Genomic DNA, 24,475 nt, shown 5'->3' with positions numbered 1-24,475 from the left:
AAAATTAAACATTGGAGGAAGTCAAAATGAAAACCCATGAATACTTGCTTGAACAGATGAACTGGCCAACGGTTAAAGAAAAAATTGAAGCTGGGATGGATACAGTAATTGTTTGTACAGCATCCGTTGAGCAACATGGTTATCACTTATCTGAACTGACGGATACAGTTATCGGTCAGGCAACGGGGCTTCTTGTAGCAGAAAAGCTAGGTAACGCATTGGTTGCCCCAGTTATTCGTCCAGGCCTGTCAGAACACCATATTCCAATGGCCGGAAGTTTAACGCTTCGTCCAGAAATATACCGTGGGATAATAGAGGATTATGTAACAAGCTATAAAAAACACGGCTTTAAAAAGGTTATTATTTTCTCCTCTCATGGAGGAAACTTTACTGAAAATGAGAAGATCGTTAAGAACCTTCGAGAGATGCATCCTGAGGTGCAATTTAGCAGTGGATTGACTTTAAGGCAGTTGCTTGATCTCATGGCACAATTTGAGAAGAAGTATGGACTAGTTGAAGGAAGCACCGGGCACGGAGGAGCAATGGAAACATCTGTAATGCTTCATATTGCCCCTGAACAAGTGGAGATGGACAAAGCAACACCAGGATATATCGGCCAAATGACTGATGACGTTTTAGATAACTTGTTTAGAAATGGAATAGTCGGTATTACAGAAGTTGGTATTTTAGGCGATCCGAGGCAGGCAAAAGCAGAATGGGGAGAATACTTCTTAGAGCTTTTATCTGACGAAATCGTAAAAGTGGTTCATCAAGATTTTTATAGTTTTTCATAAGAAGGATTGTTATGTAGCGAGTATAGAACATGCTATTCTATATTCGCTATTTGATTTTAAAAGAGCTTTATTCATTAGATCATAATAAGCGGAATGAAAACTACCAGCCGAACATGAATGATGGGAAGGATCCGATCATGTTCGAGATGACCTTCGATAAAAAAGAACCATTGATTATAAGTTCTCCATTTATTACGACAAACTCAACTTTTACTTCTACCCAGATGCAACGAATCTGATAGATAAGAATAACCACCTTTTTAACTAAGTATGCATCCATTTGATAATCAGGCTATAGGAGTTGTAGAAAATTTCTCGTTAGAGGGAAATTATTCTATAGTGAGAGCAACATTATATTGAAGTTAATAAATGTTAATTGGTTATGAAATAGCACAAGGGCGATTCTCATGAAATACATCGATACGATTCTTTCTTAAAGAAGGAGAAGTGCACTTTTTTATTGAAGTAGATGTCAGTTGTTAAAGTAAGGTTTGATTAAAAAAGGGTTAAGGGGAAAATGATTCAATGATAAGGAAATTAAGCAATGGTGATAAAGAAAATTTGTATCATCTACTAAAACAAAAACCTTCCGAAAATCTATTCATTCTGTGGGGAATCAAAGCATTTGGGTTTGATAATGAGTTACAAACATTATGGGGAGATTATAATGAATCCAATGAATTAAGAGGGATCCTTTACAAGTATAAGGATAAATATGCTCCTTTTGGTATTGGTGATTTTGACATTGAGGGATTCGTTTCCATTATCTCGAAAGATAAAAATGCCAATACTCTAGTTGGTATTGAAAGTATAGCAGATAAAGTAAAACGCTACTTGGTGAAACCCGTAAAAAACAGCCGTAGTTACTTATATGCCGAACTGAAAAGTACTGAGCCAAGAAACTTTCAAAAGAATGCAGAGGTCTCTCTGGCTACTGAAACAGATGTTAACAAATTAGTTGTGTTATATAAGAAAGTGCCAGAGTTTGAAGGAGATAATCATAATCCAGAAGTAATTGCCCAAAACATCACAAAAGGTTGGTCCAGAAATTACGTTATTGAAAGCGATGGCGAATACGTATCATCCGCTTCAACGGTTTGTGAAAATAGTCTCTCCGCGATGATTTCTGCTGTATGTACATTAACATCTCATAAGAAAAAAAGGTACGCTACTAAATGCTTGGAGAATTTAATTTTCGATCTTCAAATGGAAGGAAAAACACTTTGTCTTTTTTATGATAATGAAGAGGCAGGAAGAATATATAAACGATTAGGATTTAAAGATATAGAAAAATGGAATGTATCTACTTTATAATTTTATCTTCTTCAACAAAATCGGGTGCGTTAATCTAAAAAAGGATTAATGCTCTTTTTTATTGAATTTATTTAACAAACGCAGAAAACTCGTTGAAGAAGGATTTTGTAATTTTTGATAAGTTGTAGCTCGGTATCTTATATGTGGAAAGGATAAAATAAGATGAAACAAATGTTAGATACAATAAATTCATTTTGTCTTCACTCTATTTATTTTTATCGTCTTATGGAAAGTAATGGCTGTATTATGGGAAGCTTTGGTGCCGTGGAATTACAAAACTGACCTATTAGGATTTTTTGTAGTAATACCATTACTAATAACAGCGGCATTTATTTTATCAAGCTTGTCTTTTAAAGTCATAAAGGGATCTAAATGATATCAGTTTTTTAAAGTACTTATTGTATTATCGGGTGCATTTCTTAAAGATGAGAATTGCATAACTATTTTATGAATGAATAAATCATTAAAACTGGAGGTTAAACGTATGCCAAAGGTTGGCGTATTTGCAGCAATTTTTGATGAAAATGGAAGAATATTATTAACTAAAATAAAGTACGGGTCAGGGAATTGGACAATACCAGGTGGGCATCTTGAAAAGAATGAATCACCAATAGAAGGAGTAAAAAGAGAAGTTTACGAAGAGACAGGCTATATCGTTGAAATTAACAATTTAATATCCGTTTATTCATCTCCTTCGAAGGATGATTTAGTTCTTCTCTTCAAAGTAGCTATAGTTGGTCAAGACAGTTTGGAACCGAATAACGAAATCGAAAAGATTGCGTTTTTTGAAAGAACAGAATTACCATCACAACTTCACCCTTGGAATATCAAAAGGATTAAAGATGCCTTTAATAATGTAACAAGTAACATACATATTTTTAACTAGTAGGATTTACTCCACAATCGGGTGTGATTGCCGTATAAGACGACCGCAGTTAAAATTACTCAAGAAAAGTAGCAGGATAGTTGAAGAAGGATTTTTATATGAATTGGAAGAATCGTTGCTATATTAAGTAATAAATTTACAGGGGTGACTTTATGAAAATTAGACTTATAAAGGCGATAGAAGAAGATGCAAAAGATATTTTTGATATACAAGTTAAAGCATTCAAACCTTTATTAGAAGTATATAAGGATTACGACACTAATCCTGCTAATGAAAATATTGAGAGGGTAATTACAAGGATAAATAGACCTGATGGTGCATTCTATAAAATTCACATTGATGATGTCTTGGTAGGTGCTATTTGCGTTTTTTGGAAAGAGCAAACACAATTGTGGATAAGCCCTATGTTTATTTTACCTGAACACCAAGGGAAAGGAATTGCTCAGAAAGCAATAACTTTAGTCGAGGAACTTTTCCCACACGCTACTTCTTGGGAATTAAGAACAATTTCAGAAGAAAAACGTAACTGTTATTTATATGAGAAATTGGGATACAAAGCAACAGTTGAAAAACGAATTTTAAATGAAAATACTACACTTGTCCATTATAAAAAAGTTTGCTAAAACTTATTCAAATAACGGGTACATTTCTGTAGGAAGAAATGTGCCTTTTTTTATATTAAGGACCAGTTAGTAGAATAAGACTTGCAAGATGTGATCCTTCTAATTTATTGTTGTTATACTTTAATTGAGGAGTGGTTACATGATACTGGAAGCTGTTATGCTACAAGTTAAACAAGGGATGGAAGAAGAATATGAAGCAGCCTTTTGTAAGGCTTCTAAGTTTATTTCATCAATGAAAGGTTACATATCTCACGAACTACAACGAATTGTGGAATAAAGATTTTTATGGGAAATGGGGGTAAGAAAAAATGTCTAAAATAGTTCTTAAAAAGATTAACTCTGAAAACTGGCGAGAAGCTCTTGGACTTTCCGTGTATGTTGATCAACAAAAATTTGTTGCAGCTGTTACACCGCCTGTTGCTATTGCTCTAGCTAAAGCCTACATTAGACCAGATGGTAAAATAATCGACCCCTATGGGATTTACAATCAAAACATAATGATTGGTTTTTTTAATCTGCATTTTACACCTGATAGTAAAGAAGACTATTGGATATTCCATTTTTTTATCGATAAAAAGTTTCAAAGAAATGGGTTGGGTTCTGACTCCATAAAAGAATTGATTAGGCATCTTAAGCATACTCACCCTTCATGCAATCGACTTCGATTAACTGTTCACCCTGAAAACGTAGCAGGAAAGGTATTTTATAGTAAACTTGGATTTATCGATGATAACACCCTTACATTTGGCGAACCAACATATTCCATAGACATTTAAATTGAAAATAGGAGATGGTTGTTTAGCGAACGGGTGCCTTTCTTTAATAAAAGGGAATAAATTTTCATACTTTCCTTTATTTTTTACAAAGGAAAATCGTTATTTAAAACGAAAGGTAATTACAGGCTATTACAATGAATAATGGGGGAAAACTATGAAGGTCCTTATATTAGGAGGTACTCGTTTTCTGGGAAAAGCTTTGGTAGAAGAAGCATTAAAAAGAGGGCATGAAATCACTTTATTTATTCGCGGCACAAATAAAAATACGTTTCCTGAGGTAGAGCAGCTAATCGGCAATAGGGATAATGATGTAACACAGCTGGAAAACCGGAAATGGGAAGTTGTAATGGATACATGCGGATTTGCTCCTCATCAAATTAAAAAAATCGCAGCTGTACTTGGGGATAACATCGAACATTATACATACATCTCAAGCATCTCTGTTTATAAAGATTGATTCCGCTCAATATTGCGGAAGACTATCATTTACAATCAATGCCGCCGGAAAATATATTGAAAGACGTTGAGGAAGGGAAAATTTCTCCTTATGAGTTTTACGGCGCGTTGAAAAAACTATGTGAAGCAGAGGCGGAGAAGCATTGGCCAGGGCGTGTTTTGCAGATAAGAGCTGGGGTACTCGTCGGACCATTTGACTATTCGGATCGGCTATCATACTGGTTACAGCGTGTAATACAAGGCGGAAAAATATTGGTTCCGGGACGTTCAGATCGTCCTGTTCAATTGATTGACGTAAAAGATATCGCAACATGGGCCTTCGATATGGCGGAAACCAGAAAAGCAGGTACCTTCAATGTAACAGGACCGGATTATGAATTGACTATAGAAGAGCTATTGAACACCTGTAAAGCTGTCACGAACGGTAATGCCGAATTTGTATGGGCAGATGAACAATTTGTATTGAATCATAAAATACAACCATGGAACGAAATGCCATTTTGGATTCCTGAACACTTTCCGTTAGAAGGAGAATCAGAGCCATGGAAAGGTGCTTCTTTCTTTTGTGTAGAAAAAGCTGTTAACGCTGGTCTTTCCTTCCGGCCGCTTGAAGAAACTATAAATGATGTATATCAATGGGAGAAAACGAGACAGGATTCAGAACGAACAAAGGGGATATCGAGAGAAAGAGAGCAGGAGCTGCTAGAGACTTGGTCCCAAAAAGAGAAAAAGGAGACATTGTAATTAGGTTATTATGGGTGATTCCTCCATGCCAATCAAACCAAGGAAAATTTATATACTTAATCATATAATCTTCAACGATCGGATGCATTTCTTTAAGAAAGGAATGTGCTCTTTTTTATTGAACTAATAAAGGCCTGGCACTTAGTTTAAAAAAAGGAGATAACTATGTTAACGAAACAACAACTTCAAGATATAAAAAAACTACAAAAAGAATGCGAGACTCATGATAATTTACAGCTGAAACTTAACTGGGATATGCTAGAGAACCGCGAATCTTATCAACTAGACTTTCTTCATTATGAAAAAGACGAACTTGTCGCGTTTTTAGGTTTGTATCCTTTTGGATCTACAGTCGAAGTTTGCGGCATGGTGAAACCAAGTGAACGACGGAAGGGATACTTCCATCTGTTGTTCCAAAAAGGAATGGAAACAACTAAACAAAGCCAATACAAAAAAATCTTATTGAATACACCAGCGGGATCAAATGCAGCAAAAGATTTTTTGTATAAACTAGGTGCTAATTATACATTTTCAGAACATCAAATGGTGTGGCAAGAAAAATCCTTAGAACCAGTAGAGGGTCTAACACTTCGACAAGCAAAAGTAGATGATTTAGACATGCGTATACGTTTATCCGTTGAAGTATTCGGAATGACCCAAGAAGATGCCCAATCGATTGAACGTTCGTTCGACAAAGAGGGAAACACCGATAGGTTAATGATCGATGTTAACGGAAAAACAGTAGGGAAAATTCGTGTGTCACGAAAAGATGGGCAAGCTTGGATATATGGGTTTTCCATTTTACCAGAGCATCAAGGTAAAGGAATCGGTAGGAAAGTGTTACGCCGAGTGATAAAAGATCAACGTTCAGCTGGGCATTCGGTACACCTAGAAGTTGAAACGAAAAATGACCATGCCCTTGGATTATATAAAGCAGTAGGATTCAAAGTTGTACACTCACAGGATTATTATACGTATTTACTTAAAACAAGTAAGCCTGATGCAGAGAAGTTTTGATAGATAATCTTCTGATGTAAAAGAATAAGACTTTTCTTCATCTTCAAATTAGGTGCATTTCTTCAAAAAGGAGAGCTGCACCTTTTAATTTAATACAGGGCAGGTTAATGGATTAAATTCTCAAGATTCTTTATTATTAAAACTAGGAAAAAATTGGGGGGCTTAGAAATGATAATTAAAAATTAATAGGAATATGGATTAATAGAATTAATAATGTTCAAGCATATTCCTATTTCTTAAACCAAAAGAAAATTTTTTTAATATGGATAAATCGGAGGAATAGCTATGAACAAAAAATTACAAGAGATAGTAAAAGATATTTCAAATAAGGTTAATTTTTCAGGTTCAGTTTTTGTGGAAGATAAGGATAATCATTTATTATTCAATGAAAACTTTGGCTATGCTAATCGTTCAGAACAGATAGAAAATATTTCATCGACTCGTTATGGTATTGCATCCGGCTGTAAACTCTTCACTGCCATAGCAATATGCCAACTGGTGGAAAAAGGTAAAGTTTCTTTTGATTCTAAATTGAGTGATTGCATGAAACATCATTTTAAGCACTTTGATGAGAGGGTAACAATCCATCATCTGCTGACTCATACCTCGGGAATACCAGATTACTTTGATGAGGAAGTTATGGAAGACTATGAGGAGTTATGGGTAAATCATCCAATGTATCATATTAGAAAATTAAGTGATTTCTTACCTTTGTTTCAAAATCAACCTATGAAATCCCAAGTAGGTGAGAGGTTTCACTACAATAATGCGGGTTATATTCTGTTAGGGTTAATTGTTGAACAGTTAACTGGAATGGCTTTCTCTGATTACGTTCAAGAACATATTTTTGGTAAAGCGAATATGACAGAATCCGGATATTTTTCATTTGATGCGCTCCCTTCTAATACTGCATTAGGCTATATAGACAACCCAGATGGGACTTGGAAAACAAATATCTATTCTTTACCTGTAAAAGGTGGTTCTGACGGTGGTGCATTTGTGACAGTAAAAGATTTGGCTAAGTTATGGTATTCACTTATAAATAATCAACTTATAAATGAAACCTACACAAATGAACTTTTATCGCCTCATACACACGTCAATGTAAGTGGTTACTATGGGTATGGTATATGGATTAAGAAAAACGAAGATAGGAGTGTCTTAAAATATCATATAATGGGTTATGATCCTGGAGTTAGCTTTCATTCGGCTTATTATCCTGATCTATCCATAAAAGTTGTTGTTTGTTCTAATAAGTCCACTGGAGCATTTGATATAATGAGTGGGATAGAAGAAGAATTGACAAAAACAAGACTTTATAAATAAAAAACTTGAAGAACCTTGCTTTTACCGCAAGGTTCTTTTTTCTATTGAGCAAAATTGAGAGAAGTGCCTTTTTTTTAAGTAAAAGACTACTTGCTTGAACACATGAACTGGCCAACGGTTAAAGAAAAAATTGAAGCTGGATGGATACAGTAATTATTTGTACAGCATCCGAAAGAGAAGGACTTAAAAAGAAATTGAATACCAAACTTCAAAGAAGAAATTAACCGACGTGGATTAAAACCTGTTATTAATTAATGTATTGGTCACCTTTCTCCCCCTAGGAAGGTGGCCATCTTACTTTATTAATAAAAAATAATACAAAAACTAAAAAGTAAACTGATATAACAGCATTTTGGCATAATTTATAAATAAAAAAGTAAAATTTGTGTCCATACACAAGGTAAAAGAATTAATTAACATCCAAAAAATGTAAAGACCCTTCTTTTTTATTTTTTAAGTGATTCCGATCAAGGGAATCATTAAAGTCAAAACGAACTTGGTATTAATCTGTTGTTCATCGTGTCTCTGCATTCCGGTTCTTATTACATCATATTTGACGAAGGGCATCATGTTTTTGATTATTTCGCTATTACCACTCATTATTTGATAAGTAGCCTATCAACTCCGGTTGAAGCGATAACCTGTAAGATTTTATTCATGTTTGTTTCAACATCACCCCCTTAAAAAATTCAGTTCCTCCCTGCCTTATTAATTTTCTAAAACAAAATGAACTATTTAAGGTGATTATAACTAAAACATGCGTACAATGTTCCTCTAGCCCTATCAATTTTTAACGGAATATTTTTAATATAATCAGGAGAGGATAACATTAATTGTCAGATACTACTCTTAAAACGGGAAGCTGCTACTAATGTTTACGAGGTGTGCATTTTGAAAAAATGGTTCGATCGAAAAATTAAGGGTAATCAAAAATCATCATCTGATGAGGAAACGGTATCTTTTCAAGGTCTAATTAAAAAATGCAGGGAATCTAAGGATTTTATAACGTTTCAACAAGGTGACAACTTTCCTTTTATCATTTCCTATTTTAAAACTCTTGTAAATCCTGATTTTGTGCATCGAGAAGTTTTAGACCCCATATCCAAGTATCCCATAAACACGTTAGATGAATTAAAAAATTTGCTTCCAGTAGAAAGTATTGTTATTACAAAGGATGTTAAACAAATACAAGACAAGCTGCTTACTGGATTTATACTCATTCAAGAAAAGAAGGATCCTTCAATGTGCGCCCTTGTTCCAGCGGTGGCGATTGAAAAACGTCAGATCTCAATCCCTGAGACTGAGTTTAGTGTGGTTGGACCAAAAGAGGCTTTCGTTGAGAACTTGGATATAAACCTAAACATGGTCCGCAAACGCATCCCAATTCCTGATTTACACATTAAGGAAATAATCGTTGGAAAGTTATCCAAGACACGTGTATCTGTTATGTATATCCATGGTATTGCTAACGAGGAGAATATAAAAACCGTCATCCAGCGTATTAGGGATATTGAGTTTGATCAATTAATCGATGCCTCCTTCATCACTCAAATGATGACAGATAATCAACATTCTCCCTTTCCTCAACTGATAGATACAGAAAGACCAGACCGGGTAGCTAGTGTACTATCAGAAGGAAAGATAGCTATTTTTGTGGATGGGTCCCCTCAAGTTTTAACTGGCCCAACTACTTTACCTGAGTTCTTTTCTGCATTTGAGGATTATTTTCTTACTTGGCATCTTGCCTCTGCTTTCCGGATTATTCGTTTGGGCGCCGTTATGTTTTCGGTCTTATCGACACCACTTTATGTTGCTATTTTGACTTACCATTATGAGATGATTCCAAAGGATTTATTGAGCCCTTTGATTGCTTCAAGAAGCGGCATTCCATTCCCTCCGATTCTAGAGGCCATCATTCTCGAAGTGACGATTGAATTGCTTAGGGAAGCAGGAGCCAGACTTCCTACAAAAGTCGGTCAGACCATCGGTATCGTAGGAGGTATCGTTATCGGAACAGCCGCTGTAGAGGCTGGATTAACAAGTAATGTATTGTTGATAATTGTAGCATTAGCTGCATTAGCTTCTTTCACAACTCCAGTCTATCAAATGAGTAACTCCATTCGATTAATCCGCTTTCCATTTATTTTAAGTGCCCAAATTTTAGGTATGTTAGGCGTAATGGTATGCTTAGGATTCTTTTTCTCTCATTTATTAAAACTTACATCCTTAGGTAGGCCCTATATCGCACCAATCTATCCTCTGAGAATCATGGATTTAAAAGACTCCCTTTTTAGGTTGCCTCTAGATAGACAGGGGAATAGGCCGATGCAGCTCAGAACTGGCGATCCAAATCGTTTTAATTCAAAAAGGGCCGAATTGAAACGGAAAGCTAAAGTTGATATAGAAGATTGATCGATATAGGAAGGTGAACAAAATGCTGCCACTACCAAAAGAACATAGACAGGTATCACCTTACTTTACTTTTTATTTAATACATTCTATGCAAAAAGGAGTGTCTATTCTAGGTTTTGAGCGATATATCATGAAAGATGCCGGATATGACTCCTGGATTTCCATTATTATCTCTGGACTATCGATCAACCTCCTTTTATGGATATCATATTCCATACTAAATAAAGGAAAGAATGACATAGTAGCCATCCATGCGAATCTATTCGGAAAATGGATCGGCGGTGTATTAAGTTTATATTTTATTGTGTATTTTCTACTTATGGTTACCACATCTTTAAGAACCTATATTGAAGTTATCCAAATCTGGATGTTTTCAAATGTACATACTTGGTATTTAGCAATAATTTTTTTGTTATTAGCCTATTCCTTTACGGTAGGGGGGTTCCGAGTAATAACAGGAATCTGTTTTTTTTCTGTAATCATAGGAATTATTCTCGTGTTCTTGGTGTGGTTTCCGTTAAAGGAAGCGGAGGATTTCACAAACATATTACCTATTCTAGGTCACGCCACGTTCAAAGATTTATTGGTTGCTTCTAAAACGATGTCATTAGGTTACTTGGGCTTTGAAGTTCTGTTTATGTATTATCCGTTTATAAAACAGCCTGAGAGATCTCAAAAATGGGCTCACTTTGGAGTATTGTATTCCATTTTTCTGTATCTGCTTACTGCAGTGGTAGCTTTTTCCTATTACAGTGAAGAGCAGTTAGCCCGTACGATCTGGTCAACGTTAACTCTTTGGAAGATTGTTGATTTACCTTTTGTGGAACGTTTTGAGTATGCTGGTATCTCTATTTGGTTATTCATCGTCATTTCTGATATCTGTTTAGGGTTATGGGCAGCAAGCCGCGGACTGAAACAACTATTTTCAATAAAACAGAAACAATGGTTAGTCATCATCATACTTATTACATTTATTGCCACTATACAGTTTACTGACAGGAAAGAAGTTGACTTGTTAAACATGTTCACTAATGAAATAGGGTTTTATACCATTTATGTTTATATTCCAATCTTGTACATTCTTCAAACCATCATATATAAAGTAAGGAAGAAACGTTATGGGAATTAAATGGTCACTTATTTTCATCCTTTTTTTGTTTACTACCGGCTGTTACACTAAACCTCGTGTACTAGAAGATATTCAGCTAATTACGGCTATCGGCTATGATTATGTAAGCAAAGATAAGATAAAGGGTATAGCAAACATTCCAATTACTCCATTGGCCGAAGATATTCCACCAAAAAATGAAGTCATATCAGGAGAAGGACACACAAGTAAAAATATTCGGCAAATCCTTCAGGCAAAATCACCCAGACCTTTACTAAGCGGAAGGACAGAAGTCGTTCTATTTAATAAGAAAGTTGCACAACAAGGAGTGATTGAAGTAATTGACGGATTGGAGAGGGACCCATCAATAGGTAGGGATATATATCTTGGTGTTGTGAACGGAAATGTGGAGGAAATGTTAAAAGAACAATATTCCGTATCAGAATTTAGTTCTAAATATATTTCGGAGTTGCTTAAACAGAACATGGACAAAAATATACCAAAAACAAATTTTCATCATTTTCTTTATTATTTTTATGGGAAAGGTATGGATCCATATATGCCAATCCTGCAAAAAAAGGAGAAATTTATCAATATTAAGGGTATAGCTCTGTTCAAGGAGGATAAATTCGTCGACTCCATCTCCCTTAAGCAAAGCTTTATCATGAAAATGTTGAGTGAAGGTTTTCAAGATGGGACTTATGAAACAAAATTACCGGATGGGAAGTTTGTGACGGTTCAAAATATGGCTTCAAAAGTAAAATACACCATTCTTGAAAATAACGGAAATCCAAGAATAAACATTTACATTCGCATCAATGGAAAAGTGAATGAAGCTCAGCGTATATCTACGATAGAAGGAAATGTTATCAATATGATTGAGAACCATGTTTCATCTTCATTGACAAAAGAAGGAAAAATATTACTCGAACATTTTCAAAACCTTCAAATTGATCCACTAGGCTTAGGTCATAAAGCATCCAATCAAATAAGGCACTTTGATATTAAAGAATGGGAGGACAAGTATCAGCAAATACCTATTCATGTAAAAATAAGAGTGAAAATTTCCAATACGGGGATTATAGACTAAAAAGATTAAAAAAAACGGTTCATTAGAAATGCTGATAATTATCTTATTTATTTTCATCTGTAATAATTTGATTAGTTTTTTTGGGCCGCCCTCTTTGCTGTTGAAGGGGGGAAACATAACCCGAACATAGATTACATAATTCTTCAATCGAAAAGGTGATGCATCTACATCAAGTCAGCATCACCTTTTTTCCATTTCTGATACATTTGAATTTCTTCTTTTTTCCTAAGGCTGTTTTCGTATAGATTGTTGTTTTCTTGACCAAGCGTTTTTTAACCTTTTCTAGCAAGTTATACTTACACTAAAATTCAAGATTTTTTTGAGATTAATAGATTGTGTTTTTCTATATGAAATTCCTCTTCGGTAAGGTAGCCCTGTTCTTTTAATTTTGCTAGTTTTTCGAGTTGATCAGCGTTATTTGTGTTAGACATTCTAGATTCTGGAGTAATCAAAACCAAGATTTGATTTTGACCTGTACGCTCAAGTATACGGTATCCTTGATCTGCGGCTGTTGCAATCCCCTTATGGTTTGGTTTGCAATAACTACCTGCCTTGCATGTACCGTCATCCCGAACTAGTAGTTTTCCTAGTAGACCAACCGCCACCCATTCGGGTCTTTTGGACCGTGGAATATATTCCTTAGACGCGTCCCATTTAGGGTTCAATACCGGCCTAAGCTCTATCCGTTGCGGCACGATCAAATTGCCTCCAGCATCTGATGTTGAAGGAACGGTTATCGTTTCGTACAAAATTTCTCCCCATTCCGAAGTTAAGAACTTGTGCTTCCATCTTAACTCTCCGCTATCGGCCAAGAAAGCCGGCTTTGCACTTGTGATTCCTAATATATAATCGTCTTGACCGTTCGCTATGCGCACCTTATTCGTTTCCAACGTGACGAAGTAGCCGAAATCGATCGTATTCCCATCTGTAGTTTCGAACATTTCTGCATAATCTGCTGCCGGGGTGGTTACCGTTCCATCAATTTTGATGTTGCCGTTGCTTAATATTTTTGCGGCCAAACCGGGAGTCGAGGCATCCGTGCCATTAGCAAGATACCACGAATACGGCAGCTCGTTTGCAGCACCGAATTGACCCATGACATGAACCCCTTCCAAAAAGTTTGCATCCGTCGATTGCCCCTCCGTGTGGGAGAAAAATCCTGATGCAACCGTGTTTACTCCCTCCGCGTGAGAAGTAAATCCGCTGGCAATGTTAAGCGCGCCTTCGGCATGAGAGTTTTGACCAAGCGCTTGAGTCTGATTTCCTTCTGCATGGGAAAGATCGCCAGAAGCAACAGTGCGCTGCCCCTCCGCATGGGCAAAAATGCCGCTGGCTACTGTCAAGTTTCCTTCCGCGTGAGAAGCTCTTCCACTGGCTTCCGTCTGGTCGCCTTCTGCATGCGAAGATTCTCCTAGAGCCATCGTTCCCTGTCCTTCCGCATGAGAAACGAGGCCAGTAGCGGCCGTATTTTCGCCCTCTGCATGGGACGCAATGCCCGCGGCTATCGTCAGATTTCCTTCCGCATGAGAGGCAAATCCACTCGCTATCGTGCTGGCTCCTTCGGAATGGGAATATAAGCCGGTTGCTTTTGTTTGTCCTCCTTCTGCATGAGAGGCGGGGGCATTAGCCTCTGTGCCATATCCCTCGGCATGTGAAGCAGACCCATTCGCTGTTGACTGGAAACCTTCAGAATGGGATGCTCCTTCATTGGCTTGGGTTTGGTTTCCCTCGGCATGAGAGGCAAATCCACTCGCTATCGTACTGGCTCCTTCGGCATGGGAATATAAGCCGTTTGTTTTTGTTTGTCCACCTTCGGCATGAGAGGCGGCGGAATTAGCTTGTGTGCCATATCCCTCGGCATGTGAAGCAGACCCATTCGCCGTTGACTGGAAACCTTCAGAATGGGATGCTCCTTCATTGGCTTGTGTTTGGTTCCCCTCGGCATGAGAGGCAAATCCACTCGCTATCGTGTTGGATCCTTCGGCTTCTGAGCAAGCTCCAATTGGATTTTGATTACATCCGTTTGACATTTTTAATCTCTTCCTTTTTAAATTTATAAGATAAATAAAAACTCGTTTGTTACGAGTTCTACCATTTAAATGAATAAACGTAAACAACGCCTCTTAAATTTCATGTTATTTTACCTCTACTACCACGAATAGAGAGAAGCCAATTAAACATAAAATGAGTACCTTGCCCTAGCTTGGAAATAACCAAGAATCACTAGAGTACAGTAAAATTGCAAAATCAGATGATCGTTGTTTATAATAGTCTGTTATCCGCCATTCAGTAGTAGGAAAGTTTCCTATTAATTAAGTTATGTTTAAATAAAACATTGGTATAGACAAACTCATCAGCTTAAAGGGTTCTAGTGTAAGAATCTAAGATACTCAGACATGCTATTACTAAGGGAGTTTCCAAGTTTTTCATTACTTTATCTTTAATAACAGTCAGTTAGAAGAGAAATTTGGATTTAATTGAAGCATATTAATTAACGAAAATTTCACAAAAAAGAAATTGTTGGGAGTGATTATTGATTTTAAGGATGAGAATTAAATTTATGCATCATTGAGTGCATTTCTTCAAAAAGGAGGTATGATATGGGTTGCCTTTTAGTCAAGAACAGAGTACAAAATAAAAAGCACCCCAAGGGATGCTAATAACTACACACGTTGTATTTCTTTAAATATTTTAGTTTCACAAAAGTCAATCCCTTGTGCTGTAATCTTAATTAATAAACTTTGGTTAAGTCTTTTTACTTTAATTAATCCTTTTTGATCAAGATAATCGTAAGCAAGGTTTTCCCCAGGAGCTTTTTTTAATTCATCACTGTTAGTTCGATATTCACTACCAATATTAGTAAAGTGATAATCATACAAATCGAACAATATTTTTTCTCTTAGTGCAATTCGTTCTTCTATAGTTTCTATCAAATCATTTCCCCCTTTCACCAATTAAATTCAACTAAAGGAAACAATTACCTTTAAATAAGTCTTGAATAAAGTGTAGCAATAACTAAAAACCAAATAATTTTATAGAAAGCGTAGTTTAGCAGTAGGACACTCAGCATCGCTTTTTTTTAATGAATAATTTATTTAAGTCACAATGTGAAGCATATATGATGCTGTATCTTTTATATTTCAAACATTACCATTTGACAATGCCGAATCATTTCTTGTAATAGGTCATGATCTCTAAGGACAGTCCAAGATATTTCATAATCCCCTGTACTTTCCTTAGCCCTACCTCGATAGTTTTTCTTACCATCTGAAGCAATATAAACATCCCAGATCCAACTTTTTGTAACTTTATCATCTTCGCACGTATCTATTTCAATTAAGTAATGGCTCTCTACTGGATATACTCTATGTGCCAAAGTTCCACCTCCTTCCGCCTTACTAATTTAGGCAACAGGAACAATTTCCTGTAAACAAAAATAGCAACCAATTCAGCTGCCGTTTTAAATGGTTTGCTTTATATCATATTAGCAACTTATAAACAAAATGCCCTGCTTTATTCTGCCATTTTCTGCCGCCTTTTGAGCTAATGGGTTCATTACTTTAAGATCAACTGCCATTGTTCATTTTTTTCTCTAGAATATGGCAGCATCCCTGTAATAGTCATTTCATAATCTGGTGCATTTCTTCAATAAGAAGAAATGCTGTAAATAAAGGTCAAAACTAATAATTATATGGTAAAATATAGTAAAAATGAAGGGTTATGGTTAATGAAAAAAATCCTTGCAATCCTTTTTATCTTTTTATTAACTGCCTGTAATGGGAATGATGCAGTAGATCAATTAAAAGAAAATCACCCAGAAATAAAAGAAGTGGCAGAAAAATTTCCTAAAAGTATTCAAAAAAATTAGCGGCTCCTACTGTATTGCCCTTTGAACCAAAAAACGTTGTTTTAACTTATGCTGGTGATATGCCAGGTAACCCAAAGAGAGATATTATTCATACTGAATTTATTTATGGAGATGGAGTAGGAGTTAATCTTCACATCACCAGTTATCATAATAAAAATACTACTTGGTCAACTGATGATAAAGAAATGAAAACCGTTAAGTTAAAGGACGGCACTAAGGCCTTGATAGAGCGTGATGCCGAATATGTTAATTCGGTGGAAAAAAGGTGGGATTTATTACTCGATTATGCTAATAAAATCGCCAAAAATTCAGAATGAATATACGATTAATGACGTTCTTAAAACTGCTAATTCAATAGAGTATTAATATAGAATAAAAAGGGAGAACTTCAACAATCGGGTGCGATTTTGGAAGAAGCTTTAGAGAAGTTTGTTTAACTAAAGGGTGGGCGGTATGAAAAAGCTGATAATTTTATTTTGTATTTTAGGATTATTTTTGATCGGATGTAACATTTCAGAGGAATTTGAACAGACACCATCTCATCCTCTGTTCTCGAGTGATAAGAATTATTATTCACTTCTGGTGGTCAATGAAGCAGGTAGATATGATCTTGGTCATGAATGGAAAGAAAAAAATAAAATCAATAATGTCAAAACAATTCACGGCAGAAGCTCATTAGATGATACTAATAATGATTATAAATTTCTTGAGTTAGAAAATTCCCCTGCATTTGTTCTATTCGGTACTAACGATATTGTATTCAAAACCTACAACGAAAACGAGTTAATAGAGTTTCTAAAAACTCAAGATCCTAAGTGATTTTTTATTCTGCAATCGGGTGCATTTCTTCAAGAAGGAGAAGTGCATTTATTATTAAAGTAAAGATAGATAGGTTGAGAAGGGGACTGAATGAAATGTCTTACCATATTAGGGTACGAGCTGGTGCGGTAATTATTGATAACAATAAAATTTTATTAACTGAATATAACGACCCAAAAAGAGGAGTAGTTTATGATTTACCTGCAGGCGGAATTGAACCAAATGAATCAATAGTTGAAGCAGTAATAAGAGAAGCAAAAGAAGAAGCAAGTATAGATATAGAGGTAGGTCCATTAGCCTTTGTATATGAGTATGCACCCCATCTTAACTCGGAAAAGTTCGGAAATACTCACACCTTGGTTATGATGTTTGATTGCACCCTGAAAAGGGGTTCTATTCCTAAGCTACCTCTTAAACCAGATCCTAACCAAACTGGTGTTAAGTGGTTCCCGATATCCGAGTTAGAAAATGTGCAGCTTTACGCCAATATTGGTAAGCAAATAAAGGATTATACATTAAAAAAAAGAAATATTGAATTACTAGAAGAACATAAATTACTGGTAGGCATTACTTAAAATGAAAAAATATTCATAAACTAGTGAGCGGCATAATTGTATTTAAGTTATTCCACAAACGAGTGCAGAATTCCAAGGGAAACTTAAAACTTATATGCAACGTAAAAATATGAACAATATGTAATTTTAATAATTGTGAGTTCTATTCAACAATCGGGTGCTTATCTGTAATGGAAAGTGCTTTTTTTAATTTATAATTGATAGTCAAAATACCTTTTTAAACTAGCTTTTCCTTTACTAGTAATTTTAACAGCCCGAGTAGAAGGAATATGAGTGATCCATTGATTATCAAAAAAATGACTAGCCAGTGCACTCCCGAGTGTACCTGCTAAGTGGTGCTGTCTTTCACTCCAATCTAAGCAAACTCGTGAAAATGAGCGTCGTTTCTTTCTTAATAAAGACAAGTTTAATCCTAAATCAGAAAAAAATAGTTTTCCACTTTCTGTCACTTCAAACTGTTCCTCAGTTTTTATCAAGTATCCATTTTTGACCATAGATTCTGTTAAACCTACTCCTAATTTTCCAGCTAAATGATCATAACAAGTTCTAGCTTTACATAATGCTGTTGTTTGTACATTTTGTTTAAATGATCTTATTTCAATCGGCCGTGAGATGGTGAGGAAAGACTCTAATAATTGTGCGACCTCTTGATTCGCCAAATGATAATAATGAAAACGTCCATGTTTTTCCATCTTAATCACTTTGCTTTTACTTAGTTTGGTCAAATGAAAACTGGCAGTTTGAGGTTTGATTTTTGCTAGGAGAGCCAATTCACTAGCTGTATGAAATCTGCCATCTAAAAGGCTGATTAATATTTCTGCTCTGGATGGATCGGCTAATAGAGAAGCTATTTCTGCGATATTAGGATTTCCATTCATAAATAATTCACCTCTTTATTTGTATTCCATATTTCGATGATACTTTAAATATCTGGGATATACAATGAACACATAAAGGAATTATTAATCCTCGAATAAAAGGAGAAAAGGAATTATGGAAATTAGTCAAAATGCAGGTGGATCACATGAATAAATATATTTTTGGATTATTAGTAATAGTAACAACGGCGTTAATGGGATCTTCGTTTGCTATAGGGAAAATGGGATTAGTCTATTCATCGCCTCTTTTATTGGCAGCATATCGATTCTCACTAGCTGGGGTGATAATGGCATTAATTGTAAGGATACTAAAGAGAGCTCATCCTAAAACAACTATTTCGTGGATCAGGATATTTATTATTGGTTTTTTTCAAACAACAGGGGTTATGGGCTGTATTTTCATGAGTTTAAGAACCATCACGGCAGGTGAATCTTCTATTCTCACTTTTTTGAATCCTCTATTGGTAGTAGTTTTAGGTACGGTATTTTTAAAAATAAAATATAATAATATTCAGTGGTTGGGTGTTATTTTAGGTTTTGTAGGTGTATTTATTACAATGGGTGGTCATCTGGAATTAAGAATAGGTACATTATTTGGATTTGTCTCAGCAATATCTTGGGCTGTCGGGACAATACTTGCAAAAACGTGGGGACAACAATTTGACACATGGGTCTTAACCGCTTATCAAATGCTATTTGGGGGCTTAGTCCTTTTTGGTTGCAGTTTTCTTTTTGAAAATCCAGCTTTAATTTTCACTTTTAATTTTTTGTTCATTCTATTATGGCTGGTTATTATGTCCTCTATAGTCCAGTTTGCTGTTTGGTACTATCTCTTACAAAAAGGTGACCCAGGCAGGACAAGTGCTTATTTATTTTTAGCTCCGTTTTTTGGTGTTGTTTCGGGTTGGCTCATACTCGAGGAGCGCTTAGAGTCGTACATAATACTTGGTGGGTTGTTTATCGTTGGGGGTATTCTTTTAGTTAACGGAAATTTCTATAGAAAAAGATCTGTAAAAGATAATATTACTTTTTAAGTTGTCTTGTTGTTTTTAGGTTAAATTTCATCCTGCATTTCCATAGAACTCTCTAACACGAGCCAAGTCGGTTGTAATGAGTTATTCCACATCCATAAAAGGTCTTGTCACCGAAGTTGGCGGACTGATGACCCACGGAGCGGTTATTGCACGTGAAAATGGCTTACCAGCAGTTGTCGGGAGGGAAATGCTACCAAACTGATAAGAGACGGGCAACGAATTCGCGTGCATGGAACAGAAGGGTATATCGAAATATTGTAATTGCTGAATACCTTACAGTATAAAAAGCGTCCCATTGGGGCGTTTTTTTATTGATATGAGGAATTTGACAAGACAAAAAAACTGTCAGTCACAGAACAGTGCAATATTATAACTGCTCTATTAAGCGGGGATCGATCCAAAACATACCACTATTATTATAACCAAGTAGTATTCAATACAGGGATTCGGTATTATTTATTCGATGTTGTTTCAAAGGTAGAGGACGGTATTGCACTTGCAAAAGAACAACTGCAAACTCAGCGTGGATTACGCCATCTCGCGAAGTGGAAAAATAGTATCTTAATAGCTGATCAATCTAATTAATAAGGCTAGCTGTTGTTTCTAAAATGGGAATAGCAGCTAGTTTTGTTGTTTTATCCAGGTTAACATATGTAGTTGATGATCTTTATTAAGATAATCATCGGCAGTTATATTTTTTAATAAAAGACGCTTTTCTTGGTCCGATAGAGTTGATTGCTTAATAAGTGTTCTTGCCTCAAATAGAAAATCCAGGTAATTTTCATAACTGTCATCAAAATAGTGTTCTAAGTGTTTTTTTATTTTCTTAGCAAGGATAGGACTTGCCCCATTTGTTGATATGGCGATCGATAATTTTCCACGTCTTAGTTGGATAGGAAATTGGACATTTCCAAGTTCAGCATCAGCCGCTGCATTAACTAATGCCTGTTTAGGGGCAGAGTGGACGACTGTTTGGTTTACTTCTTGGTTATTGGTTGCAACGATGATCAAAAAAGCATCGTTAAGATCTTCAGGGGAGCACTTCTTTTGTTTCCATTGAATTCGTTTTTGTTTATATAGTTCTTCAATCGCAGTTGTTACCTCAGGACTAACCACAACAATGAACACACTTGCTTCCAGAAGAGAAGCTATTCGCCGTTGGGCAACTTTACCGCCGCCCACAATAACCACTTTCTTTCCTGTTAGATCTATCATAAGAGGAATCGAAACCATATTTTGAACACCTCAGTCATTGGGTCAGTTTCTTTAGCGAAAGAAATGAAACATACGAATATTGTATAGTTTAGATTTATTGTCTTCAATGTTTGAGACCAAGTACTTGAGAATTATTTACTATGAAGATGATGATAACACAAAAAAATTTTTAGAAAAAATGCAAAAAATGCGAATTCTTTAAAGTGTTTACCATTTGCAGCGTGGCTATTGTGGACTCAATAGGGTCTGAAATTTTTAATATTGATAATCGATAATTAATAAGGGTCTTCTATTATTCTACGAACATCCCAGACAGCCCTTCTTTTTGAATAAGGCCTATTTTTCAACGGGCATTTTTCCATCTATTTTGCAAGAATGGAATATAATAAACGGAAAAGGAGGATTGCAATATGGAGAAAAGAGTTCAGTTTGACTTTGAAATTGAATTTACCAATGGTGGAGGAATTCAAGGACAGGAATTCCGATTGGATATCGAGGGAGACCAAATATCTTACCAAGAGCTCGCTGACTATATCGTCCAAGATATGAGATTGCTGATGGTCGGCAAGGTTAGAATACTGAACAAACAGATTATTACAGAAAAACATAAACGCAGTCCCATCCATAAACAGTCGGAGAAAGAGACCTATTTAGATTTAAGCCATACGATCGAAAATTGCCTCGTCACTTATAAAGGGTTGCCTGCTCCCATTATTTGCGATTATTTAAGCAGAGAAGAATCAAGGAAACGATATCAAGAAGGTACTGAGTTTCAGATCGGCAAAATTGAAATGGTTACCAACACCGGTACTTATTTGGATTGTCCTTATCATCGATACAGCGATGGCAAGGATCTGTCACAAATGAATCTATCAAACTTTGTGGATCTAGACGGAATTGTAATCCGTGTTAACCATAGAAAGACGCTTGCGGTTGATGCTGAGTTTTTCAAAGATAAAGAAATCAGAGGCAGAGCTGTTCTTGTGAATACAGGCTGGGATGAGCATTGGAACAGTGAGTCGTATTTTGAAAATCACCCTTATCTGACGGAAGCTGCCGCACAATATCTCATCGATTGCGGTGTAAAACTAGTAGGCATCGACTCTATGAACATAGACGATACAAAGGGGAAAGCAAGACCCGTTCATTCGCTGCTTCTTGGTAAAGAAATACCGATCGTTGAGCATTTATGCAGCCTTCGCCTGCTTCCAGATGAAGGCTTTACCTTCACAGCCCTCCCGCCGAAGTTTAAAGGAGTAGGTACGTTTACGGTGAGGGCAATGGCCAAGATCCTATAAATTATTCTTATAGTAATTGAACTAAAGTAGCAGGATTGTGTGATAAGAAACTTACCAACAAGTGAAAGTCAAATTCATTTTGGAGGGATCGACATGAACCAAAACAACGCAATAAACAAAATCGCAACCCAAGTAGGTGAACGCGAGATTGTAATCACACGTGTATTTGATGCTCCACGCGATCTTGTGTTTGATGCTTGGACGAAAGAGGAGCACCTGTCGAAGTGGTGGGGACCTCGAGGTTTTACGACGACTTTTCAAAAGTTTGATATGAAACCGGGCGGTACATGGCAGTTTATCATGCACGGTCCTGATGGCGTTGATTATCCCAACACCAACGTCTTTATCGAGGTCGTTAAACCCGAGCGAATCGTCATCAAACATGCTGTGTTTCCCTATTTTTTGGCGACAGCAGTCTTTGAAAATCTGGATGGTAAGACTAAACTCACTTATAGCACAGTTTTTGAAGAAAATGCCGCTGTATTCGATAAGGTGAAAACATATGCCGTCCCAGGTGCCGAACAGACCATGGATCGTCTTGAGGAGCATCTGGCAAGTATGTCTTAAAAAACCAAAAGTATTTATCCGGTTATACTGTTTCACGTCATCATAAACTCGGGGATGGCTTTTTATAGTTGGATTATTTGAACTGCTGGAAAAACATTTTAACAATCGGGTGCTAGAGTTAAAGATCGCAAGCTGTTATTAAAGCAGCAGGTTACTTAGTTACTATTACATTTACAGAAATGAAAGAGTCTTGATGTTTGTTCTTGAACTAAAGGGAGCAATTGCAGTATAAGTTATCGTACTTTAATTATTCCAGAAAAAATGGCAGCATTCCAATAATGAGTTATTCCACAAGCGGGTGGTTTATGAAAACACCACAGTCTTCTTAATAATATTAAGGAATTACCCTTTTTATATATTCCTATATAACCTTGATTGCTTCATCTATAATAAGTGGTAAAAAGTAAGGGAGCTTTTAATATGAAAGATCAAATTGACGAACTTACACTACTATTATTGTATTTAACATCGTTTACAGATGATTATAGTTTAGGAGAAGGAAAGAGGAGTTGGAAAGGATATCCTTTTGAATCTTTGAATGAATTAAATAAGAATAAGTACATTGATGGAAGCAAACGCTCAAAATCTGTTCATTTAACTGAGGATGGTATTAAACAAGCTCAAGAACTGATGAAGAAATATAATATAGTAGAAAATAAATGAAAAAACTATCATGACCCCATAAATGGCAGCATTCTTGTAATGAGTTATTCTACAATCGGGTGCATTTCTTCAAGTTGGAGAAATGTTTTTTTAAGGAATTTTCTCCTGTAACAAAATGCTTTTAAGTGAATAAGATGGTATTGAAAAAGATTTATGGATTTTTTTCATTACCTGCAGACTATATCCATTTAGGTTGTTAAATCCCATTTATAATAAAATTATTACAAAAAATTGGGACGAGTTTTAATAAGTTGATATCAATTAGAGTGTGAAAGAAGAAAGATAAAGTCACGATAATGAATTTGTACCCTATTATTAAATTATTGGAAGAAATTTTTTTAAACTTCGAGGGTTTTCACACATTATCATTTAAATATTATGATGCACTTTAATGACAAAACATTTGATACTAATTGAATAGTCTTATAGGAATTTATTTATTGAAAGGGCTTATTTATGGGTTCAAAACGAAAGTTATGTCAAGAATTTGCAAGAATATTAAAAGGAGAAGGATCTATTACTCCAGAAGGGGTATGCTTGGTACAAAGATTCCGTAATATCGATTTTTGTATTCTTGGACGTGAAACGCAATCACCGCTAGTTAACCCACAATTCTTTACATTTGAAGGTTTAGATAGACGTGGTAATGCATTAAATTTAGGAGAAACTGTTCTTTTGGAAGAAGAAGTTAATCCATTGTTAACTGAACTCCGAAAAAGGGATATTATAGTTACATCAGTTCATAATCACTGGTTATTTGAAGAACCACGAGCAATGTATATGCATTTTGAATCAGTGGAACCGCCATTAGATTTTGCTAGGAAAGTAAGAGCGTCATTTAAAAAGGCATTATGTATCTAGGCTTTTATATCAGGAGAATATTCTCCTGATATTTTTTATGCGCGTTAAATGATTCGATATGAATCGTTATAAATCGTAACTAACTTTTTAAAAAGTATAGAGTGTCAAGGCCGGTTATAACTTCACCAAAATGTCCGGTTTAAAAATCCCC

Annotated in this window: 25 protein-coding genes and 4 pseudogenes; 24 read left to right on the top strand and 5 right to left on the bottom strand. The window is 35.7% G+C overall.

From position 1 onward, the window contains the following. Positions 1-26: 26 nt before the first annotated feature. The 13 genes and pseudogenes from M3196_RS01705 (at position 27) to M3196_RS01645 (ending at position 12,546) form a co-directional block, all read left to right on the top strand. Complete coding sequence (locus M3196_RS01705; protein WP_251320524.1) at positions 27-794, top strand: creatininase family protein; 768 nt, start codon at positions 27-29, stop codon at positions 792-794. Between the two features lie 29 nt (positions 795-823). Then, entirely contained in the window at positions 824-1,033 is a 210-nt protein-coding gene (locus tag M3196_RS01700) for a hypothetical protein (RefSeq protein WP_251320523.1), read from the top strand. Between the two features lie 286 nt (positions 1,034-1,319). After that, the gene (locus M3196_RS01695) at positions 1,320-2,108 is read left to right on the top strand and encodes a GNAT family N-acetyltransferase (protein ID WP_251320522.1); all 789 of its coding nucleotides are present in this window, start codon (positions 1,320-1,322) and stop codon (positions 2,106-2,108) included. A gap of 484 nt (positions 2,109-2,592) precedes the next feature. Further along, on the top strand, positions 2,593-2,994 hold the full coding sequence (locus M3196_RS01690; RefSeq protein WP_251320521.1) for an NUDIX hydrolase: 402 nt from the start codon (positions 2,593-2,595) through the stop codon (positions 2,992-2,994). Positions 2,995-3,146: 152 nt separating this feature from the next. Then, positions 3,147-3,617, top strand: coding sequence for a GNAT family N-acetyltransferase (locus tag M3196_RS01685; protein ID WP_251320520.1), 471 nt, complete (start codon positions 3,147-3,149; stop codon positions 3,615-3,617). Between the two features lie 139 nt (positions 3,618-3,756). Continuing rightward, positions 3,757-3,891 (top strand): annotated as a pseudogene (locus M3196_RS01680) (antibiotic biosynthesis monooxygenase family protein); the annotation flags it as partial. 34 nt (positions 3,892-3,925) lie between these two features. Further along, positions 3,926-4,393, top strand: a complete 468-nt coding sequence (locus tag M3196_RS01675; RefSeq protein WP_251320519.1) for a GNAT family N-acetyltransferase — start codon at positions 3,926-3,928, stop codon at positions 4,391-4,393. A 154-nt stretch (positions 4,394-4,547) separates the two neighbouring features. Then, a pseudogene (locus tag M3196_RS01670) lies at positions 4,548-5,593 on the top strand (NAD-dependent epimerase/dehydratase family protein). 165 nt (positions 5,594-5,758) lie between these two features. Then, positions 5,759-6,610: a GNAT family N-acetyltransferase gene (locus M3196_RS01665; protein ID WP_251320518.1), complete on the top strand. Its 852-nt coding sequence runs from the start codon at positions 5,759-5,761 to the stop codon at positions 6,608-6,610. Between the two features lie 285 nt (positions 6,611-6,895). Further along, positions 6,896-7,936, top strand: coding sequence for a serine hydrolase domain-containing protein (locus tag M3196_RS01660; protein WP_251320517.1), 1,041 nt, complete (start codon positions 6,896-6,898; stop codon positions 7,934-7,936). An 891-nt stretch (positions 7,937-8,827) separates the two neighbouring features. After that, positions 8,828-10,348 carry a spore germination protein gene (locus M3196_RS01655; protein WP_276531197.1) on the top strand — a complete coding sequence of 507 codons (1,521 nt, stop codon included), beginning with the start codon at positions 8,828-8,830 and terminating at the stop codon, positions 10,346-10,348. Positions 10,349-10,370: 22 nt separating this feature from the next. Next, positions 10,371-11,477: a GerAB/ArcD/ProY family transporter gene (locus M3196_RS01650; RefSeq protein ID WP_251320516.1), complete on the top strand. Its 1,107-nt coding sequence runs from the start codon at positions 10,371-10,373 to the stop codon at positions 11,475-11,477. Further along, complete coding sequence (locus tag M3196_RS01645; RefSeq protein ID WP_251320515.1) at positions 11,467-12,546, top strand: Ger(x)C family spore germination protein; 1,080 nt, start codon at positions 11,467-11,469, stop codon at positions 12,544-12,546. The genes M3196_RS01650 and M3196_RS01645 overlap by 11 nt, the downstream gene beginning before the upstream one ends. 308 nt (positions 12,547-12,854) lie before the next feature. Here M3196_RS01645 and M3196_RS01640 read toward each other — a convergent pair whose 3' ends face one another. The 3 genes from M3196_RS01640 to M3196_RS01630 form a co-directional block, all read right to left on the bottom strand. Beyond that, positions 12,855-14,576, bottom strand: a complete 1,722-nt coding sequence (locus tag M3196_RS01640) for a peptidase G2 autoproteolytic cleavage domain-containing protein (RefSeq protein WP_251320514.1) — start codon at positions 14,574-14,576, stop codon at positions 12,855-12,857. Between the two features lie 633 nt (positions 14,577-15,209). After that, on the bottom strand, positions 15,210-15,479 hold the full coding sequence (locus tag M3196_RS01635; protein ID WP_251320513.1) for a hypothetical protein: 270 nt from the start codon (positions 15,477-15,479) through the stop codon (positions 15,210-15,212). A gap of 200 nt (positions 15,480-15,679) precedes the next feature. Next, entirely contained in the window at positions 15,680-15,922 is a 243-nt protein-coding gene (locus M3196_RS01630; protein WP_251320512.1) for a hypothetical protein, read from the bottom strand. A 351-nt stretch (positions 15,923-16,273) separates the two neighbouring features. On the opposite strand from M3196_RS01630, the gene M3196_RS01625 reads away from it, so the two are divergent. The 4 genes from M3196_RS01625 (at position 16,274) to M3196_RS01610 (ending at position 17,808) form a co-directional block, all read left to right on the top strand. Beyond that, positions 16,274-16,414, top strand: a complete 141-nt coding sequence (locus M3196_RS01625; protein WP_251320511.1) for a hypothetical protein — start codon at positions 16,274-16,276, stop codon at positions 16,412-16,414. A 14-nt stretch (positions 16,415-16,428) separates the two neighbouring features. After that, positions 16,429-16,731, top strand: a complete 303-nt coding sequence (locus M3196_RS01620; protein ID WP_251320510.1) for a hypothetical protein — start codon at positions 16,429-16,431, stop codon at positions 16,729-16,731. A gap of 136 nt (positions 16,732-16,867) precedes the next feature. After that, positions 16,868-17,233 (top strand): hypothetical protein, encoded by a 366-nt coding sequence (locus tag M3196_RS01615; protein ID WP_251320509.1) that lies wholly within the window; start codon positions 16,868-16,870, stop codon positions 17,231-17,233. Positions 17,234-17,328: 95 nt separating this feature from the next. Continuing rightward, positions 17,329-17,808, top strand: coding sequence for an NUDIX domain-containing protein (locus tag M3196_RS01610; protein WP_251320508.1), 480 nt, complete (start codon positions 17,329-17,331; stop codon positions 17,806-17,808). A 191-nt stretch (positions 17,809-17,999) separates the two neighbouring features. Here the strand turns inward: M3196_RS01610 and M3196_RS01605 are convergent, their stop codons facing one another. Next, positions 18,000-18,686, bottom strand: coding sequence for an ArsR/SmtB family transcription factor (locus M3196_RS01605; protein WP_251320507.1), 687 nt, complete (start codon positions 18,684-18,686; stop codon positions 18,000-18,002). Positions 18,687-18,832: 146 nt separating this feature from the next. Between M3196_RS01605 and M3196_RS01600 the strand changes: the two genes are divergently transcribed. Then, entirely contained in the window at positions 18,833-19,720 is an 888-nt protein-coding gene (locus M3196_RS01600; protein WP_251320506.1) for a DMT family transporter, read from the top strand. 91 nt (positions 19,721-19,811) lie between these two features. Next, positions 19,812-19,981 (top strand): annotated as a pseudogene (locus M3196_RS01595) (PEP-utilizing enzyme); the annotation flags it as partial. Between the two features lie 360 nt (positions 19,982-20,341). Here M3196_RS01595 and M3196_RS01590 read toward each other — a convergent pair. Continuing rightward, positions 20,342-20,953, bottom strand: coding sequence for an NAD(P)-binding protein (locus M3196_RS01590; RefSeq protein ID WP_251320505.1), 612 nt, complete (start codon positions 20,951-20,953; stop codon positions 20,342-20,344). 392 nt (positions 20,954-21,345) lie between these two features. Here M3196_RS01590 and M3196_RS22070 point away from each other — a divergent pair. From M3196_RS22070 to M3196_RS01570, 5 genes and pseudogenes are all read left to right on the top strand, one after another. Next, a pseudogene (locus M3196_RS22070) lies at positions 21,346-21,558 on the top strand (cyclase); the annotation flags it as partial. After that, a complete protein-coding gene (locus M3196_RS01585; RefSeq protein WP_338082934.1) occupies positions 21,556-22,233 on the top strand; it encodes a cyclase family protein in 678 nt (225 codons plus the stop codon). The pseudogene M3196_RS22070 and the gene M3196_RS01585, both read left to right, overlap by 3 nt. 93 nt (positions 22,234-22,326) lie before the next feature. Beyond that, positions 22,327-22,800 (top strand): SRPBCC family protein, encoded by a 474-nt coding sequence (locus tag M3196_RS01580; RefSeq protein ID WP_251320503.1) that lies wholly within the window; start codon positions 22,327-22,329, stop codon positions 22,798-22,800. A 420-nt stretch (positions 22,801-23,220) separates the two neighbouring features. Further along, entirely contained in the window at positions 23,221-23,463 is a 243-nt protein-coding gene (locus M3196_RS01575) for a DUF6429 family protein (protein ID WP_251320502.1), read from the top strand. 456 nt (positions 23,464-23,919) lie between these two features. Continuing rightward, positions 23,920-24,324 carry a DUF1259 domain-containing protein gene (locus M3196_RS01570; RefSeq protein ID WP_251320501.1) on the top strand — a complete coding sequence of 135 codons (405 nt, stop codon included), beginning with the start codon at positions 23,920-23,922 and terminating at the stop codon, positions 24,322-24,324. Positions 24,325-24,475: the final 151 nt, after the last annotated feature.

The sequence above is a fragment of the Fictibacillus nanhaiensis genome (assembly GCF_023715445.1).
In the GTDB taxonomy this organism is placed as follows: Bacteria; Bacillota; Bacilli; order Bacillales; family Fictibacillaceae; genus Fictibacillus; species Fictibacillus nanhaiensis_D.
This window is presented reverse-complemented; position numbering and strand designations above follow the sequence as displayed.